The 18,265-nt window shown below is 37.5% G+C and carries 12 protein-coding genes; 10 read left to right on the forward strand and 2 right to left on the reverse strand.

The features are described 5' to 3' along the window. Positions 1 to 926: 926 nt before the first annotated feature. Both GJ688_RS21605 and GJ688_RS18000 read right to left on the reverse strand, forming a co-directional pair. On the reverse strand, positions 927 to 1,028 hold the full coding sequence (locus tag GJ688_RS21605) for a topoisomerase DNA-binding C4 zinc finger domain-containing protein (RefSeq protein ID WP_155477909.1): 102 nt from the start codon (positions 1,026 to 1,028) through the stop codon (positions 927 to 929). A 7-nt stretch (positions 1,029 to 1,035) separates the two neighbouring features. After that, on the reverse strand, positions 1,036 to 3,393 hold the full coding sequence (locus GJ688_RS18000) for a UvrD-helicase domain-containing protein (RefSeq protein ID WP_170292134.1): 2,358 nt from the start codon (positions 3,391 to 3,393) through the stop codon (positions 1,036 to 1,038). Positions 3,394 to 3,655: 262 nt separating this feature from the next. On the opposite strand from GJ688_RS18000, the gene GJ688_RS18005 reads away from it, so the two are divergent. The 10 genes from GJ688_RS18005 (at position 3,656) to GJ688_RS18050 (ending at position 18,221) form a co-directional block, all read left to right on the forward strand. Continuing rightward, positions 3,656 to 4,837, forward strand: coding sequence for a tyrosine-type recombinase/integrase (locus GJ688_RS18005; RefSeq protein ID WP_155477911.1), 1,182 nt, complete (start codon positions 3,656 to 3,658; stop codon positions 4,835 to 4,837). Between the two features lie 190 nt (positions 4,838 to 5,027). Further along, positions 5,028 to 5,948, forward strand: coding sequence for a histidine kinase (locus GJ688_RS18010; protein WP_155477912.1), 921 nt, complete (start codon positions 5,028 to 5,030; stop codon positions 5,946 to 5,948). A 23-nt stretch (positions 5,949 to 5,971) separates the two neighbouring features. After that, positions 5,972 to 6,262 carry an STAS-like domain-containing protein gene (locus tag GJ688_RS18015; protein ID WP_235911090.1) on the forward strand — a complete coding sequence of 97 codons (291 nt, stop codon included), beginning with the start codon at positions 5,972 to 5,974 and terminating at the stop codon, positions 6,260 to 6,262. 788 nt (positions 6,263 to 7,050) lie between these two features. After that, positions 7,051 to 10,401 (forward strand): TIR domain-containing protein, encoded by a 3,351-nt coding sequence (locus tag GJ688_RS21435; RefSeq protein ID WP_155477914.1) that lies wholly within the window; start codon positions 7,051 to 7,053, stop codon positions 10,399 to 10,401. A gap of 862 nt (positions 10,402 to 11,263) precedes the next feature. Continuing rightward, the gene (locus GJ688_RS18025; protein ID WP_155477915.1) at positions 11,264 to 11,971 is read left to right on the forward strand and encodes an SAM-dependent methyltransferase; all 708 of its coding nucleotides are present in this window, start codon (positions 11,264 to 11,266) and stop codon (positions 11,969 to 11,971) included. A gap of 764 nt (positions 11,972 to 12,735) precedes the next feature. Continuing rightward, positions 12,736 to 13,815 (forward strand): DNA sulfur modification protein DndB, encoded by a 1,080-nt coding sequence (locus GJ688_RS18030; protein WP_155477916.1) that lies wholly within the window; start codon positions 12,736 to 12,738, stop codon positions 13,813 to 13,815. Between the two features lie 155 nt (positions 13,816 to 13,970). Beyond that, a complete protein-coding gene (locus tag GJ688_RS18035; protein ID WP_155477917.1) occupies positions 13,971 to 15,848 on the forward strand; it encodes a hypothetical protein in 1,878 nt (625 codons plus the stop codon). Continuing rightward, entirely contained in the window at positions 15,832 to 16,707 is an 876-nt protein-coding gene (locus tag GJ688_RS18040; protein WP_155477918.1) for a hypothetical protein, read from the forward strand. Before GJ688_RS18035 ends, GJ688_RS18040 begins: the two co-directional genes overlap by 17 nt. Next, positions 16,704 to 17,441, forward strand: a complete 738-nt coding sequence (locus tag GJ688_RS18045) for a DUF6339 family protein (protein WP_155477919.1) — start codon at positions 16,704 to 16,706, stop codon at positions 17,439 to 17,441. Before GJ688_RS18040 ends, GJ688_RS18045 begins: the two co-directional genes overlap by 4 nt. A 105-nt stretch (positions 17,442 to 17,546) precedes the next feature. Beyond that, positions 17,547 to 18,221, forward strand: a complete 675-nt coding sequence (locus GJ688_RS18050; protein WP_155477920.1) for a DNA-methyltransferase — start codon at positions 17,547 to 17,549, stop codon at positions 18,219 to 18,221. Positions 18,222 to 18,265 lie beyond the last annotated feature (44 nt).

Genomic DNA, 18,265 nt, shown 5'->3' on the forward strand with positions numbered 1-18,265 from the left:
AGGGCTTACCGGCAAAACTGCCATGGCCGATGGTTTCGGTAACGTGGCCGGACTTCGCCAAGTGGCGTCTGGACTTGTTTGCCGATCGATAAACCTGCAAGACGTTCTAAAGACTATATTTACTTAGAATAATTTGCAGGTTACGTTGCCGTCGTATTCCTCCGGGGGATCAGAATCTGCGGTCATTGTTGAGACCAACCCAGCTCGAACCCATAGCCTAACCGTGAAGCAACGCTTCCCATATTCGATTTTCGAAGAACTGGCAGTTCCGATTATGGCCAAAATATCGACCTCCTTTGTTTTGATACTAATAGCGGGACCGATATTCCAGATTGGCAGACCTCCTCTGCAGAACTCGAGTTTGATTCGTTGCTGTCTTTAATTGAAGGAACCAGTCATCCCCCGATCAAAACCCCTCCTTATAATCCGGCCCATCATGCACTGGACCAAGATGAGATACCTGAAGAAAAATGCGTGTCGTGTTGATTCGACGGTAAAGAATCATTGCGGAATTAAATTTTTTAATTTTTGTCGGAGCCAGTGATCGCTCGATACCATTCCTCCTTGCTGCTGGCCCATCATGCACTGGGCCACTAATGAGATATCTGAAGCAAATGGATGTAGTTGATTTCAACGGTTAAAAATCATTTGCGGAATTAAATTTTTAATTTTTGTCGGGGCCTGTTATTGTTCTATATTCATTCCTCCTTGGTGGGCGATTGCCGCAGTGACATCATCGCTCTAGTGGGGGAGGAAGTCAACGGGGAAAAATTCTTTCTGAAACTGAAAAACCGCCAGAGTCTACGCGTCCGGCGGTTTTTATTCTCTTAATATGTTATAGTTAGAGGTTGGAGCATTGTCAACAGTAGATTAGGAAAGCTTTCTTAGTATACACATCCATCTAATTCACAGACACGGCGGGCTACTTATTCGTATTTACATTCTGGATAATTGAAGCAACCAAGAACCTTTCGGCCCTTAACTGTTTGCCGTTCTACGATAGTACGACGGCAACGATAACAAGTCAAATCAATTTCATCTAATAAGTTTAGTAAAACTACATTCGGGAAAACGAGTACATTTCATAATACTATAAAAAAATTTAATTTCGACAACAAGATGGGCACCACAAAGCTCACAAGTTTGTTCTGAGACATCTTGAATAGAGTTATTCTCTAAGATATCAGTTAAATCGTCTTCATCATCATCTGGTAAATCATCGTTTATTATCGAAGGTGCATCGTCATTATCTGAATAATCGAGTGTATCGTTATCGAGCTCTTCGAGAGCCTTTTGTAAAAATGAAGACGCAAAATCTAGATCGTCTTCATCACAGTAATCGGACGAATTGTTATTAATCGAACGAGGTAAATTTTTGATAGATTTCCCTTGGTCATTGGGAGGATCATTGTTAAACATTGAAAGAAAGTCATCGAATGTAAACGGTATATTTCTTTGATGGGGATCTAGAGTGTGAGTTTCGAATTCATCGCTTTTCTTGTCTCGAAATACTATAAATTCTGAAGGAATCTCGTTAATAAATGGTGAGGGATTTTTATAAGGGTGAGGCATTACCATCGAAAGAAACAGTCTCTTTTTCGCACGAGTTAAAGCTACATAGCAAAGACGTCGTTCCTCTTCCAACTCAAAAACACTCTGCCTGTTATGGGACGGGAAGCTATCGTCCATTCCAATTACAAATACATTTGTGAATTCCAAGCCCTTTGCCGAATGAATTGTGGTTAAGGAAACAGCATCATCATTGTTGGTATCCTCGCTTTGGTCTTGAATAAGAGTCATTTTATTTATGAAATCGTTTAAATCGCCCTCAGGGTTCGATGTATCATACTCTGCCCCTACTTTTGCAAGCTCAATAAGGTTACCGTGTCGTTCTTCCCGTTCTTCTTGATTCGTGAAATCACTTAAATAGTTGCTTTTTTTTACTACAGTCTGAACGAGTTTTTCAACAGACCGATTTTGTTTATTAAAATATTGTAGTTCTTCAATCAAATTCACAAACATCCGAATATTTGGAGCAGTCTGTCGGAATTCCATATACTGTTCAATATTCTTTAATATAGACCAGAGATCGGTATTCTGCGACTGTGCGAGTTGCTCCAATTTATTCTGTGTGATTTCTCCAATCCTTCTTTTTGGCACGTTTAGAACGCGGAGGATACTAATATCATCGAGCGGATTATTGAGAATTCGAAGGTACGCCATCAAGTCCTTGACTTCTTTTCGGTCCCAGTACCGTAGACCGTTCAGTATTCGATATGGGATTTTTGCTGCTGTAAGTGTAGTTTCAACGGATCGAGACATAAAATTGAAGCGATACAGGACGGCAAAATCATTGTATGTAAGTAATTCAGCTTTTTGCAGGGATCGGACGGTGTTCACGATATCTTCCGACTCTGCATAGTTATCGCTGTAACGGTTAAATTGTATCTTATGACCAATTTCGTTTTGAGTACGAAGAGCTTTCCTTTGACGGGTTTTGTTATTCGCGATAACGGCATTGGCTGCATTTAAGATGGTCTGGGTACTACGATAATTTTGTTCTAGAAGGATGGTTTTTGTGTGGGGAAAGTGCTTATTAAATTCCAATATATTGCGAATATCGGCCCCACGCCAACTGTAGATACTTTGATCATCATCCCCAACAACACATATATTATTGCTTTTTTGAGCTAACATTTTAGTAAAAAGAAACTGTGCATAATTTGTATCTTGGTACTCGTCCACGAATACATACCGAAGCTGGTTTTGGTAATACTCTAATACATCAGGCATTTTGTGAAATAATAATACGCATAAAAACAGTAGATCATTAAAATCCATCAGGTTATGCTTAAATAAATACTCTTGGTATTTTGCATAAATTGATGCTGTAACCATATCTAAATTATTCTTTATTGGATATGCAGGTGGTAGAATTAGTTGGTTTTTGGCCCTTTCGATATCTTTATCTAGACTAAGTTGTCTGAGTGTTTCTTGCTCAATGTCCATTGACTTGACCACTATGCCAATTGCTTTTAGTTGGTCGCTCTTATCTAAAATAGTAAAATTTGATGTATATCCGAGTTTTGTCGCATAACGCCGGAGAATTTTTGCACACGCAGAATGAAATGTAGAGATCCAAATATCGGCAGATGTTAAGCCGGTTAATTTCTCAACACGCTCTTTCATTTCCCGAGCAGCCTTGTTGGTGAAGGTAATCGCAATAATTTGTTTGGGATGTACTTTCTTCTCGGCGATTAGAAAAGCTATTCTTTTGCAAATGGTTAAAGTTTTCCCGGTTCCAGCTCCGGCGAAAATTACAGTAGCTCCTTCCGTGTGCAATACTGCTTGTTTTTGTTCTTTGTTTAGTCCATCTAAAATAGCATAATTCAATTCAAACACTCCCTTATTTGACATTGTCGAATACTTGAATTTTGCAAGATATAGTTAATTGTTTTACCTATTGATGTCATTTTACAGTTTAATATACGGTTCATCAATACAAAAATACCCATATATCGCCAATTAGAGCCAATATTCTTAGTCCTTTAAGCACCCTCTAAAAAAATAAACTTCCCTAACTGCCCAACTAGAGATAACCTACACCTGCCTCCAAGAAATCAGTTGATCAAACAGAAGGAGCAGGTGTTTCTTTATGACCTCCCAACGCAACAAACCTGGACAAGGCTCGGTATATCAGCGAAAAGACGGCTACTTTGTAGCCCAAGTTTACATCGGCCAAGACGATAACGGCAAAGCAAAGTATGCGAGAAAAACGTTCAAAACAGAGGGCGAAGCCCTACAGTGGAGGGATCAGGCTTTAGTCGAGTACCGTCAAGGAATCTTCGTAATCCCATCCACCATAACCTTCGCAGAATGGCTGGACATCTGGCTTGAGCAATATGTACGTCCCAACGTGCGGCCTAAAACTTGGGAGTCATATGAGTATATCATCCGGCTTCATTTGAAGCCGAAGCTGGGCAACGTGAAGGTCCAGTCATTACAGACCACTCATCTTCAACGGCTATTAAATGAAAAACGGCAATCCGGCCTATCGACAAGAACGGTTGAACTGATTCTCACTACCGCGAGAACTGCTCTGAAGCAAGCAATCCACGACGGTCTGATCGCCAAGAACGTGGCGGAGCATGTGCGTAAGCCCAAAGCTACCACCAAGCAAGTCAGTGTATTCACCGTAGATCAAATGAAGGAATTTATGTTTGTGGCCGAGGATGACCGTCTCTGGATCGCATTCAAACTGCTGCTCGGAACTGGGATGAGGGTAGGGGAGTTACTGGCTCTGAAGTGGGGAGATATTAATCTCGAACGTGGCCACATCGATGTGACCAAGGGGACCGTGTTGGTCAAGAACGAAAACGGCCCCAACAAGACTCATCAGATAATCCAAGAGCCTAAAACGAAAAACGGCTATCGGAGAATCCCGATAACCGAAGATTTGGTTAGACAGTTGAAACGATGGCAAGTTTTGCAGTATATCGAGCGAATGGCTGAAGGCGAGGAGTACGAAGACGATGGTCTGGTCGTAACGACTAAGAAGGGCCGTATGGTCTCGCAGCGGAATCTAGCCACGAAGTTTCATCGGCTTTTGGATAAAGCGGAAATTCCGAAGACCAATCTGCACTCCTTACGCCATACCTACGCAACCCGACTGCTTGAGGCTGTCGTTCACCCGAAGGTGGTGCAGGAGTTGTTGGGCCATGGAAGTATAAGGATAACGTTGGATACTTATAGCCACGTATTGCCAGACGTCAAGAAACAAGCCATCGACAAGATAGAGGGGATGTTGAGTCCGAGGAAGATGGGGAAAGTGGTTTAGTTTGATAAACATAGGAGTAATAAAATAAAGTAAAATAATCGAAAAAGTGTGTTCTTGTACAAAAGGATACACTTTTTCTCTTTTTAGTACCTTAATCGTCGAAACCTTTTCCAAAAATAACCTCATCCTAAAGAATATTAATCACCAGGAAAGAATATCCATATAGAAATATTTTCTAGAGGTGATTTAGATGGATACTATTTATATACCCGACTCATGGAATTTTGTTAAGGTAGCCTCAATGGTTAGGCAATTACAGAATTGTGATAAGCATCCGTCCTATCCTATTAATCTTTTATTAGATTTTTCAAATGTGAAATCTCTACGGTGCCACCACATTGTTCCATTAATCGCTTATGTAAAACTGCAAAGACATAATGGAAGAACTGTTGAAATACAGTGTATAAACATGAATCCGGAGGTTGCGTCATATGCATCAAGAATCGGATTTTTTCGGCAACTTCAAATACCTTACAAGGAAAATCGAATATTTAGGGACTCAAGTGGTAAATTTATTGAAGTAAAAGATGTTCCAAAAGAATGTGCAGAACAGCTGGGAGTCGAATTAAACACTATTTTTAAACATCAGTTAAATGATGTTTTTGGACCGCTAAGAGAGAGTTTTGGGTATGCTGTCGGTGAGATACTGGATAACGTAACAAGGCATTCTAAAACACCAATTGATGGCATTATCGCAGCACAAAATTATAAAGATAAGGTCGAATGCTGTTTGGCTGACTGTGGAATTGGAATTCCGGATGCTTTAAGAAGTCGAGCTGATTATGCTTGCCTAAATGTAGCCGAATGTCTTCAGGCATCTCTTCTTAAGAACGTACATAGTGATACGGATGGGGCCGGACATGGTCTGTATTTTGCTTCAAGAATAGTAAGTTCTGCAGGCGAGATTGCGGTCTACTCACATGACCGGTTGTTAATAAAAAGTGGTGAGGATACCCGAATAATTGAAGCACCTTTCTGGAACGGCACAATAATCATGTTTAGAGTGAGAAAAAATTCAAATCTCGACTACAACGAAATTTTCGAAAAAACCGGCATTCCAATAGATATTGAAGAGGAAATTAAAAGGGCTAAAATTAAAGCTCTGTGGTAAAGAGGTGGTAAACAGTGAAATTAATGTTTAATCGGTGGGGAGAAGCCTTATTAACAAGAAGTTTAGGAAAGTCAGCAAGCAGAGAATTAAGGGGATTACTGATAGAAAATAGCGGGAAAATTGTTTTGGATTTTGACGGCGTTGATATAATAAATAACGCTTTCGCTGATGAAGTGTTTGGTAAATTATCAATTGACATAGGACTACCAGAACTTAAGAAACGCACTACTTTTAGAAACGTCAATCCATTTATAGAAACGGTAATAAAATCCGCCATTAATGAAAGACTCGCAGAAGTCGCAATGAGAAAATAAAAAAATTAAACACCCCTTTGGTGCCAATGACCAAACGGGGTGTTATTTTTTTCCCTCACCACAACGCAAAAAACCGCCGTCAGCACACTGCTTCCGTCGGTTTCCCCTGCGTACCGGGCCATTTCAACCCCATGGCTTCACCAGAGATGCCCCTCCGTAACTACAACCGTAACCACATTTTGGTTCTCTCTTCCACCTGGTGATCCCGCTAACCCGCATATGTAGTGGAGCCGGCGACAGGACTTGAACCCGCAACCTACTGATTACAAGTCAGTTGCTCTGTTGGAAGACAGTCTTTCTTTGGGTAAGATTATAGCCAATTTTTGAAAGGTTGAACAGAGAGTAACTTATGGGATATCAGGTCGGCGTTGGTTGGGAGAAGAAGGGATTGGGTTAGGGGGATATAGCGTTGAGAGGCCGCCGGTTAAGGTGAGCTTCTTTGATGTCAGCGATTTCGTTTAGGGGGCAGCGTTAGGGGGAACTACAGTGGGACTACAGAGGGATGTGTGGGGGGGACGTAAATTACTAAGTATCACCTTGTCCAACCATATTTACCGCTTACATTAAAAGGAATTATCGATTTCACGTTGAATCACTGATTATTTTAACATGGAGGATGTGATGACCATTGTTTCAAATGTATAGACTATCAGAATTCAATACTTTTTATTAGAAATCAAGTAATTTAAGGAAAAGCATTATTCTGGTAAATTAAGGTTATCGCACTAGCTTAGTTATTATTATCATATTTACTAAAGAGTAAAATAGATTGGGGGGAGAAATAAGTTGTGACACAAGAATATATTTATGATGCCTTTATAAGTTATCGACATACCGATCTAGATATTGAAGTCGCAAAAAAATTACACCGCCTACTTGAAAATTACCGTATTCCTAGAAGCATTGCAAAACAAACTGGGGTAAAGAGAATAAAGAGAGTGTTTCGTGACCAGGAAGAACTCCCTGTATCCAGTGACCTGAGTGAAAACATACAATTGGCTTTAAAAAACTCAAAGTATCTAATCGTAGTCTGCTCTCCGAATACACCTAAATCGAAGTGGTGCTGCCAAGAGATAGAGACTTTCAAAATGCTTCATGGTAAAGAAAGGATACTACCCATTCTAATCGACGGTGAGCCGGCCGATTCGTTTCCTCATTCCCTTAGATTTCATAAGGTGCTCGTTGAAAAACCCGATGGAAGTTATTCTGAAATGGAAAAAGAAATTGAACCTCTTGCAGCGGATGTACGAGGAAAAAACCTTAATGAAATGTGGAAGAAGCTTAAAGTTGAGAAGCTAAGGATTCTAGCACCCATGTTAGGTGTTACTTTTGATGAACTAAAACAGCGTCATAGGGAACAATTTGTTAAAAAAGTCGTGGGAATCTCGCTGGCATCATCTCTCATTTTTGCTGTATTTGGCGGTTTTAGCTTATTCCAGTCTAATGTTATTGCGGCACAAAGCCTGCAGTTACAAAAAAGTAACGAGGAAATTGAAGAAAAAAACCAACAGTTACAGAACAGAAACGAGGAAATAAGTAGAAAAAACACCCAGTTAGAAAATATAAATCAAAAGTTAATGGCTCAAATAGAAGAAACCTATAGACAACAAAAACTCGCTGAAACGAATGAGAAGGAAGCAATAAAACAAAAAAACGAGGCTGAGAAGCAAACGGTAATCGCGAGAAAAAATGAATTATTAGCAAGACAAAACGCCGATTTAGCTAATGAACAAACAAAAATTGCAAATCAACAAAAAGATAACGCACTAAAAAACCAATCCCTATTTCTTGCCGATTTATCAAGGCAGGAGACTGATAAAGGAAACAGAACCCTTGCAATGAGGTTAGCGTTATCAGCACTACCTAAAAATACAGAAAAACCTGAGCGACCATACGTAGAGGAGGCTGAAAATGCGTTAAATTATGCGATTTATGATATGAATACTAGCATGAGTGTTCTAGAACATGATTCTCCATTTATTGATAGTTTAGTATTTAGTCCGGATGGAACAAAATTAAAAACAAAATGGAATTACGGTTGCAAAATATGGGACGTTAGAAATGGTAAAGAAATTGATCTCTTTAGAGATAATTTAAAAGTTATGGATGCCGCGTTTAGCCCCGATGGAAAAAAGATTGCTACGATTTCAGATGATTTAAATTTAAAACTCTGGGACGCACAGAGTGGACAGGTAATCGCAACAGTAAATGACAAAAACAGAGAGAAAAAAGATGGCCGAGGTAACATTCTCTTTAGTCCTGATGGTAGCAAAGTTTGTACTTATGGTATTAATATGCCATTAGAAATTTGGGACTTAGCTACTCTAGATAAGGTGTTTAGTTTTCAAACGGAGGGGCCTATACAGCCGTTTGCATTTAGTCCGGACGGGAGCAAACTAATAATGCCCAATCAAATTTTGGATACGGTAAACTGGAATCCAATTAATAAAGCTTCACGACATTTAGATTCTCAAGGAGGCTTTTTAAGCCCAGATGGAAATAGGTATATTACGATTTCAGGAGGAAACGGGAACGTTGCAAAAATATATGACCTTATTTCCGGTAACGAGCTGAAAACATTAGAAGGAAATGATGCCGCTCTTTTGTATGCCACATTTAGTCCAGATGGTAAAAAAGCTATAACAACATCACGGGATGCAACAGCTAGAATATGGGATGTTGACACAGGGAAAGAATTATTAGTCTTAAAACACGATGAGAAAACGTATCCAACTATTCCGGAGTATGTCGGATCAACGGCAGATGTAGCAGAAGTACGATGGGCAGATTTTAGCCCTGATGGAAAGTTGGTAGTGACCGCGTCTAACACCGGTATTGCAAAAGTATGGAATTCGTTAACCGGAGATATAATCGCAACACTTAAATATAACAGTTTTGTAAATAAAGCAATTTTTAGTCCGGATGGTAGAAAGGTTGTCATCTCATCCAGGGATCGAAATGTTCGTATATGGGATCTAGATAAAGAAGGTTATACAAACCATAGCAACAATATGAGTATTCTTGATTATAATGTATATACAAATATATGTTTACTTAATGAATCTAGAAACTTGGATCATACTGATATAAGAATGGTAGATTTGCTGACCGGCGAAGAGTTATCAGTATTAAAGCATAAAAAAAATGTAGAAAAAGCAAGATTTAACAGTGACGGATCTAAGGTTTTAACATTAGAAGGGGAAACAACTGTTCATGTGTGGGGTGTAAAAAACAAAAATCCAATTACGATTTTCAATAATGATGTAGAAGAAATATACGGAAAAGTAATTGATGCAACGTTTGACCATATTGGAGATAAAATAGCAGTATTAACAAATAAAAATATTGTTTTAATCTTCAACCTAGAAAATAATGAAGATATAAAATCCTTTACACTTGACAATTCATATCATAGACTTCAATTTAGCCCAAATGATAATTTATTGGTAATAATAAACAATCCTGTTTACTGGAATGAAAACCGTATGTCGAACATAACCTTATGGAGTGTTGATAATCAAAAGAAAATAGGCGAGTATCCAATTCCTGGAAATAATATAAAAATTGCTTTTAATAAAAGTGGGGAAAAGTTGTTTGTCTCAAGCTATGTCAATAATGGTTTTCAAATATTTGATTTGTTGAATGGAAAATCAATTGTTCAGCTGCATAATGAGACAAGTAATTGGGATACATATTTTAACTTCGATGGTAGCATGGCTTTAATTGTAGCTAGTAATCAAGAAGGTGCGGGTGCTGAGTCAGCTGGGGAATTTATAACGTACTTATATGATTTAAATAACGGAAACGAAATCCTAAAAACTAAACTTCAAGATGATGTGAATGATGTCGCTTTTTCTTTAGACGGAAGATTTATGGCAATTAATTCACTCGATCATAACTTAGAGATTTGGAGTGTAGAAAATGGAAATGAAATTGCCCGTTTCGATTGTAATAGCGTTAATAATGTTTTTTTTAGTCAGGACGGAAAAAAAATTTTTTTAACAGATAAATTTGTAGAATCAGGTGTACAAGTATGGAGTTTCTTTAATGAAACCGAAAAGCTTGTTGAATACGTAAGAAATAAACTAGGGGACTATGAATTAACATCTGAAGAACGGAGGAAGTTTTTCTTGGAATAAGATTTCTTTTTTGGAATAGCTGAAGTATTTTTTTCTTAGTTGCTGCAATATAACTTTACACAGCTTTTGAGTATTGGTTAGTTCTACTAAAAAGTACGTGTATTTCGGTTTTTGACTTACGTTCTAATAAATTAATCTAAAGTGTTGAACTCAAAGGTATCTTCCATTTTTCAACAAATCCTTTATTTATTATTATAACTGTGACTTCGCCACAACGGCTAGGCCACTTCTGTTTTTGTAGCCATCTTGGACACACTAAACCCGGACTTAATGCGTCTTCATCCAGGAATGGCTTGAATCTCGACGGCAGCGTAAGAGGGAAGAAGATGGCTTGCTTTGGCTGACCTAAAAGACAAGTGTGAGAGAAACGCCACCTTAGCCAAAGACCTCGAGTTTTTCCAAGATTAAATCGAAGCTGCTGGGCTTACTGTTCCGGACAGCGTTCAGGAGTTATTAAAAGAAAGCCTTGAGAAATCGAGCAATCGGGCCGAGCTGTTTTGTGATCAGCGTGAACAGATGAAGAAACGCCTTCATTGACCTCCACAGCGATCTCGCCGTTATTGGCGGGGTCGTTTGCTTGTTTTTTGCCTAAGAACCCCCATACCCCACATAAGGCCGCTGTAATGGCTGACCTCCGGTTAAGCCCCCGTGGTGGTATGAAGGGTATGGTAGGTCACGTTAAGAGGCGTAGGGGGGAACGTGCGGGGTCGGTTTTATTGGGTGGAGGAAATTATTAGGCGAAAAACGACCCTCACTGAATCCGGTCGAAAATATTCGCTCTTAAAAAAGGTTTTCGTGATAAAATAGTCCTTGAACACATTAAGATTTATTAGACGAGTTGAGAGAGTAAAGGTGAGTTGAGATGAGTATGACAGAGGGTAAGTTAGATATAAGTTGTATTGTATTCATTGGTAGAACGTTCGACGAATATATGAGAATGTTCAACCTTACGAAAGAGGAATTGTTAGGGAAAAAGATTTTGGATTGCCCTGCAGGTGCGTGTTCATTTACTTCAACGGCCAACCAATTGGGTTTAGATGTGACTGCTGCAGATATCGCCTATTACTACGATTGTGAGCAGTTATTGGAAAAGGGTAGTCAAGATTTAGAACTTGCAATGAAAAGCATGGAGAAAGTTAAAGATAATTATTTATGGGATTACTTCAAATCAATCAGCGAATTGAAAAAACAGCGAACCATGGCATATTCAGAGTGTATTAGAGATATGGAACAGTCGCCAAATCGGTATGTTCCAGCGGTATTACCTAATTTACCTTTTGGGGATAAGCTATTTGATATTACACTTTCCGCACATTTTTTATTCATGTACGCAGATAGGTTGGATTATAAGTTTCACTTACAAACAATTCAAGAACTAATACGTATCACAAAGCAGGAAGTCCGTATATTTCCGCTGGTCGACCTTTCATGTAAAAGATATCAGCATCTGGATGATCTAATGGATTTATTAACACAACGAGGATATAAACTAGAAGAAGCTGAAGTTCCCTATGAGTTCCATAAAGGTGCGAATAGCTTGTTAAAAATAAAGTTATTCGAGGACTTTTAGTTGATAAGATAACAGTTAAGGAGTTCAAGCAGTCCGGCTATTGGCCGGCTGTTTTTCATTTTGTCAAAAAATCATTTAATGCATCACGTGAAATTCCTCATAACCACCAGCAAAACGTGGTTATACGGTGTTGTTCGGTTCTATCTGCCGGTCAACGGAACATAACAACGTCTTTCTTGGTTAAAAGGCAAGCATCAAACTAGGAGTTTTGACTAAGCGGCCTTAATGTTTTGTAGAAAAATTACCAATGAATCTGCGGATAGTCTATGGTTTTGATAGCAAACAAAAAGGATAGGGAAGACATAACCATACTTTACACATAGACAGCGATTTCAAACAATTGCAAAAGTGATAAAGCCTAAAAAAATTGCAAAACTAGCATAGAATAATTCGTATTTATCAAGCGGCTTAATAGTTACGAGAAATAATAGAGGAAAATCGACACATAACAAGTTAAGACTTACCTCTAAAAAATCTAGTACTTATAAGGTAAATGAAAGTGTCAATGATCTCTATATAACTTACTGAAAATATCAGCCGCTCTAGATTGAACTCACAAATATAGGCCATACTGCTGAACGTTTGTGCTTGTCGTATGCAGTTAAGTCCCTTAATAAGTATCTTTGCGAGGTTGAAATACTCGTTGACTAATCAATAAAAGCAAGCCGCAAACAAAAATAATAAAATAATCGCAAAAAACTATTGACGACATTGAGGATTAAGGTGTACGATAAGACCAAAATATTTGCAAAGAGGTGCGGATAATGAGCTCTTTTGGTGCTATTATGGTGTCTTTTCCTGGAGCGGCTCACAGGCAGTTCGGCAAACAAATTTACACTACTTTAATTCCTTTTGGGGTAATGGAACGTTTTCTGATGGTAGATGACGACGTACAACGAAAATTAAATAAGCGGCGTGTTAAATCGATTGCAAACTATATACTTATGGGTATTAAAGATGGTAATTTGTGTTTTTTATCTGCGATCACTGCAACTTGTCGTGGGCCAATACAATATAACGAAGCGACAAATCAACTAAGTATCGATATATCAACCCAAATGAGTGTTAATGATGGGCAACATCGATTTGCGGGTGTAAAAATGGCTCTTGATACCATGCGTAGAAAGGTTGACACTTCCCAAGGTCAACAAAGGTTAGAGTATTCAGAAAAGTTAAAGAAACTTGAGGATATGGCTATTCCTGTAGTGATATTTGGTAATCTAACGAAAGTTATGGAACAACAGCTGTTCCACGATTTAAATTTACTAGCTAACAAACCGACCAAGTCAGTTTCATTAAAATTTGATAATAGTGACCTTTATAATGCGATGGCAAAAGAGCTAAAGAATGAGAACGAGTGGTTAATTCGATTCGGAATTGAAACGGAACGAACTTCTTTAAGCGAGCGTAATCGGGAATTGATGGTGCTTTCAACATTGCGTAATATGATTTCTTTTATAATCTCTGGGACAGATAAGGACTCAAATGCTGTTCTTACGCTCGAGAATTACAACACGTGGAAAACTGATGTTTCTGAACTGATTGATAAACTTTTTTCTGTACTTCCAGAGGATTGTAACGATAGATCGAGATACATTATTGGGCTCGCCGCTACTATTCAAGGTATAGGAAAGTATATTAATTACTTGATTAATAAAGAAAACCTGAGTGATGAAAAATTATCAGGATTAAAAAAGGTTGACTGGAAGCACACAAATCCACACTGGAACGGTGCGGGCGGGACTTTCGATCCTGTTAAAGAAAGAATTGTTTTTGGAGGCACTGGTGGTGGCGTAAACGGAATTTACATGAAACTTATCGAAATAAATGGTCCATCTATCTAAAATTTCGATAATAATTTTCCCTTTTGAAAGCACGAAATTGATTCCACTGCTACATAAACTCATATATATATACACTATAAGAATTCTCTTAACTATCTATAGTGTATTTGGTAAAGGGTTTAGCAGTGGAATCAAAATAATTTGGAGTGATATGCATGTCGTTTGGTTGGAATTTCCCAGGTAATAATTATGGCCAAATCACAGGTATTGGTGAAGCGGGTATTGAAACATTCAAAGGTACTCCATATAGCTCTTTGGCTCGTGAAATATGCCAGAATTCACTTGATGCGAGATTAGATGAAAGCGAACCAGTTATTGTAGAATTCAAAAAACATATAATAGAGACAGAGAAAATACCAGGGATTTTTCAATTAAAAGACGCATTGAAAAGATGTAAGGTTTTTTGGGAATGTCATAACAACAAAAAGACGGTTAACTTTTTTAATAAGTCATTAGGTGTTGTAAATAAAAATAAAATAAGAGTCCTTAGAATTAGCGATTTTAATACTACTGGTTTAACGGGATCTAAGAAAGAATATAATACGCCTTGGCAGAACCTCGTTAAGGCTTCTGGTGTATCTGATAAGGCTGGATCTGCTGGAGGTAGTTTTGGTATTGGGAAATCTGCGCCATTTGCTTGTTCTGACTTGCGAACAATATTTTATAGTACTCTCGATTCGGAAGATGTTCAAGCGACACAAGGCGTTGCCAGACTTGTGTCATTTAGTAAAGATAATAACGAAATTACCCAAGGTACTGGTTATTACGGAATAAGGGAAAAAAACACTTCTATTCCTGAACAATTAATTATAGATAACGAATTTAAGAGAAATGACTTAACTGGAACAGATATATATATAATAGGCTTCATCGATGATGATGAATGGGAAAAAGAAATGATAAAGTCTACATTAGAAGGCTTTTTAATTTCTATTTACCAAGAAAAGCTAATTGTGAAAATAGAAAATATTCTTATATCTAAAACAACTTTGCCATTATATATTTCTGAATACAAAGATATAGCTAAATTTGCGTATAATTACTATCAAGTATTAACATCCAAGGATACAAAAAAGATAACTAAATTCTTTAATGATTTAGGAAATATTGAGCTTTATATACTTTTAGGTACTGACTTTCATAGAAAGGTTCTTATTTCTAGAAGTAGTGGCATGAAGATCTTTGACAAGCAAAATATTTCTAGCACAATAAATTTTGCCGGTATACTGATCTTAAGAGATGAAAAAATAAATGCGTATTTCAGAGAAATGGAAACTCCACAACATAATGCATGGGAACCTGATAGATTTGATGATTTGCAAAAAGTAAAAAAAGCCAAAAAGAATTGTAAAGAACTATACAAATACATTAAGGATACTATAATAGAAATCGGGCGTAATACGGCTGATGAGGAAATAGATGCGGAAGGGGTAGGCCAATATCTACCTGATGAACTTTATTTAGAACAAAATCAAAATCAGGCGGAAAAATACGAAGCTATAACGGATAAAACAAAAGACATAGATGTTAAAATAGTTGATATTACATCTATATCTAGAGGATTTGAAAAACACCGCAAAGAGAATATAACCGAATGGTATGAAGGTTTTGATAAGAATAACAATACTACGAATGATACAAATCATTCATCTAACGAAAAAGGTAAAAGAAAAACTGATAATGATAATGATAATAAGGATAAAATAACCAAAAAAGAGATTTCAGTTGGCATTTCAAATATTAGACTTTTTGTAATAGATAATCGAGAAAATAGATATAGACTCATATTTGTTCCTGAAAAATCTGTCGCCAATGGATATGTTAGATTAAATCTTTCAGGGGAACAAAGCAATGTTACTGCGAATGTGAAAAATGCTTACTTAAATGGAGATATCAAAACTAAATTAAAGTGTGTAAAGGAAAATATTTATATTGGAAATATTAAAGAAAAACAAAAAGTCAATATTACTTTTGCTTTAGATTATATAGAAAACTGTTCTATGGAGGTGACTTTACTTGGATATACGTCATAAATTATATCCCTATCCAGTACTAAGTGCTTTTTCTGATGATTACGTAGACTCCCAATTTATATCCAACGTCCAAGTTGATAAAAATATTAAGGAAATTGTTTTTACGATTAATATATTAATGGACAATAAAAAATTAATAAATCTTATCGAAGAAGAAAAGGCAGAATACTTAATCCATATTGAATGTTCACAGACATCCTATAGAGCTATATTTACGACTAAGGAAATAGAAATAGTTAAGAATATTCCCGAAAGTAAACTTAACGGAAAAGTTGCCATTTGTTCTTTTATTGTTGCAAAGGAGTATCTAGAGGAGTATACGAATGATAGCTTCAACGAAGACTATGAAAATACTTCATTTAATATTGATAGGGGAAGTATTTTGGCTATTGGTGGACAGATAAATGTTGAAATTACAAAAGAAGCGGAAGAATTATCTAAAATTCCATCTGTTTTTTCAATATTAAGACGTGATACTGACGAAAATACATGCATGAAAATAGAAATTAATTCGGATAAAATTAAATTATGGTTATCTAAAAAGGATTTCAATAATTATATAAGCATGGCTAATATCCCGAATTTTCAGCCGATACTTCATTCAATCTTAATAGTTCCCGCTCTTATTTATACCTTTGAGACTCTAAAAAGTTTAGGCTCTAATGGAATGGATGAATATGATTCATACAGATGGTTTAAAGCATTCGAAAAAATGTTCAAAAAATGGAATATAAAATTCGATTGTGAAGTGTTAGAAAAAGAAGGTTCATATGAATTGGCACAAAAAATACTTGACTATCCTATTAGCCGAGCATTAGTATCACTAATAAACATAGGTGTGGAGGATGAGGAGGCATGAAACTATATTTTTTAAGCGAAACCTCACTTGAAATATTGAAGGGTAATATTAAGTTAAACCTAAGAAAATACACGAATACTACAAATGATTGGATTTATGATTATTTTAACGATAAATCACCATTTATAGAATATAAGGTTATTGTCAATGATTTTACACTTGATATGTCATCAGATAAACCAGAAGAAACTGATGTAGAAAATATAAAAAGAATCTATACTAACATGATTTCGTTAACTGAAACACAGGCAACTGATGAACGTTTGTGGTCTGGTTTAGAACATGGTATATTTTGGGATTATATGCAGTATAGGTGGCAGATGAATAAAAAGTTACCTTCTGAATCTGAAATCAATAGTAGATTTTTCTTTGGTCAAAGTAAGAGGCGCTCGCTTCTAACTAATACCATATCGAGACTTTGGTGGATAGGAAAACTAACGTATGATGATAATAGAAAAAACCCATTTGAATTAACAGAATATCTTAAATATGATTTTGCGACTAAAATATTAATGCTGTTTTCAAGTAATTATTCAAGTAATCCTACTATTGTTAGAGCTTTATTATCATCTTTGTTAGATTTAGAAAGAAAGGGGACCACAATAGATAGAGAAACATTTAGAGAAGTTACAAAATACCTAAATGTACTTGGTGGTACATATATTTTGGATTATTTAGATGAAGAGGTGCTAAAGGATAAAATAACCAATCAGGTAACTAAGCTGATATCTTAAAATTATTTCATTGTACCCCACCACCCACAGCCCACCTATTGAATAGACAGGCAGTTCAGCCCATCGCGGGTTGGACTGCCTTATTTTTTTCAAGGAGGGTGGCCAATGACAGCAAACCTCGATGAATTAACGCTAGACACAATCCACCACATGGACATCAAGGACGGTCTCAAAATGTTACCGGACAACTCTATCGACCTCATCATCGCAGACCCACCATACGGCATCAATTACCGTAGCGGCAGTCGCAAGCGAAAGTTCACTGCAATCCAGAACGACAACATCATCATGGCCGACTGGCTGGCCAACGCCTATCGGGTGCTGAAAGATGGCGGTGCTTTTTACTGCTACACCAGATGGGATGTCTATACCCAGTGGTTTCAACGATTATCACAGCAATTCAAAATCAAAAACTGCATCGTCTGGCAAAAGAACGGTGGGGGAATGGGTGATCTTCGTGGAGCCTACAGTCCCGCTCACGAATTTCTGATCTTTGCGGTGAAGGGCAGACACATATTAAAAGGAAAGCGAATTTCCGACGTATGGGTTGTGCCTCGCGACCCGGCAGTAACCTACATCCATCCCACACAAAAGCCGGTAAAGCTGGCCGAGATGATTATTGAGAAATCGTCGCAGCCGGGTGATGTCGTGCTGGTCCCGTTTTGCGGCAGTGGCGGAGATTGCGTGGCGGCCAAGAGGATGGGGCGGAGGTTTATTGCGTTTGATGTTGAGAAGCAGTACGTGGAAGCAGCGAGTGAAAGGGTATTGAGAGCGGCTTGATTTGGATTTGTTATAAACAGTACGCCGCACCGCAATGGGCCAGA

The sequence above is a fragment of the Heliobacterium mobile genome (assembly GCF_009720735.1).
Classification (GTDB): Bacteria; Bacillota; Desulfitobacteriia; order Heliobacteriales; family Heliobacteriaceae; genus Heliobacterium; species Heliobacterium mobile.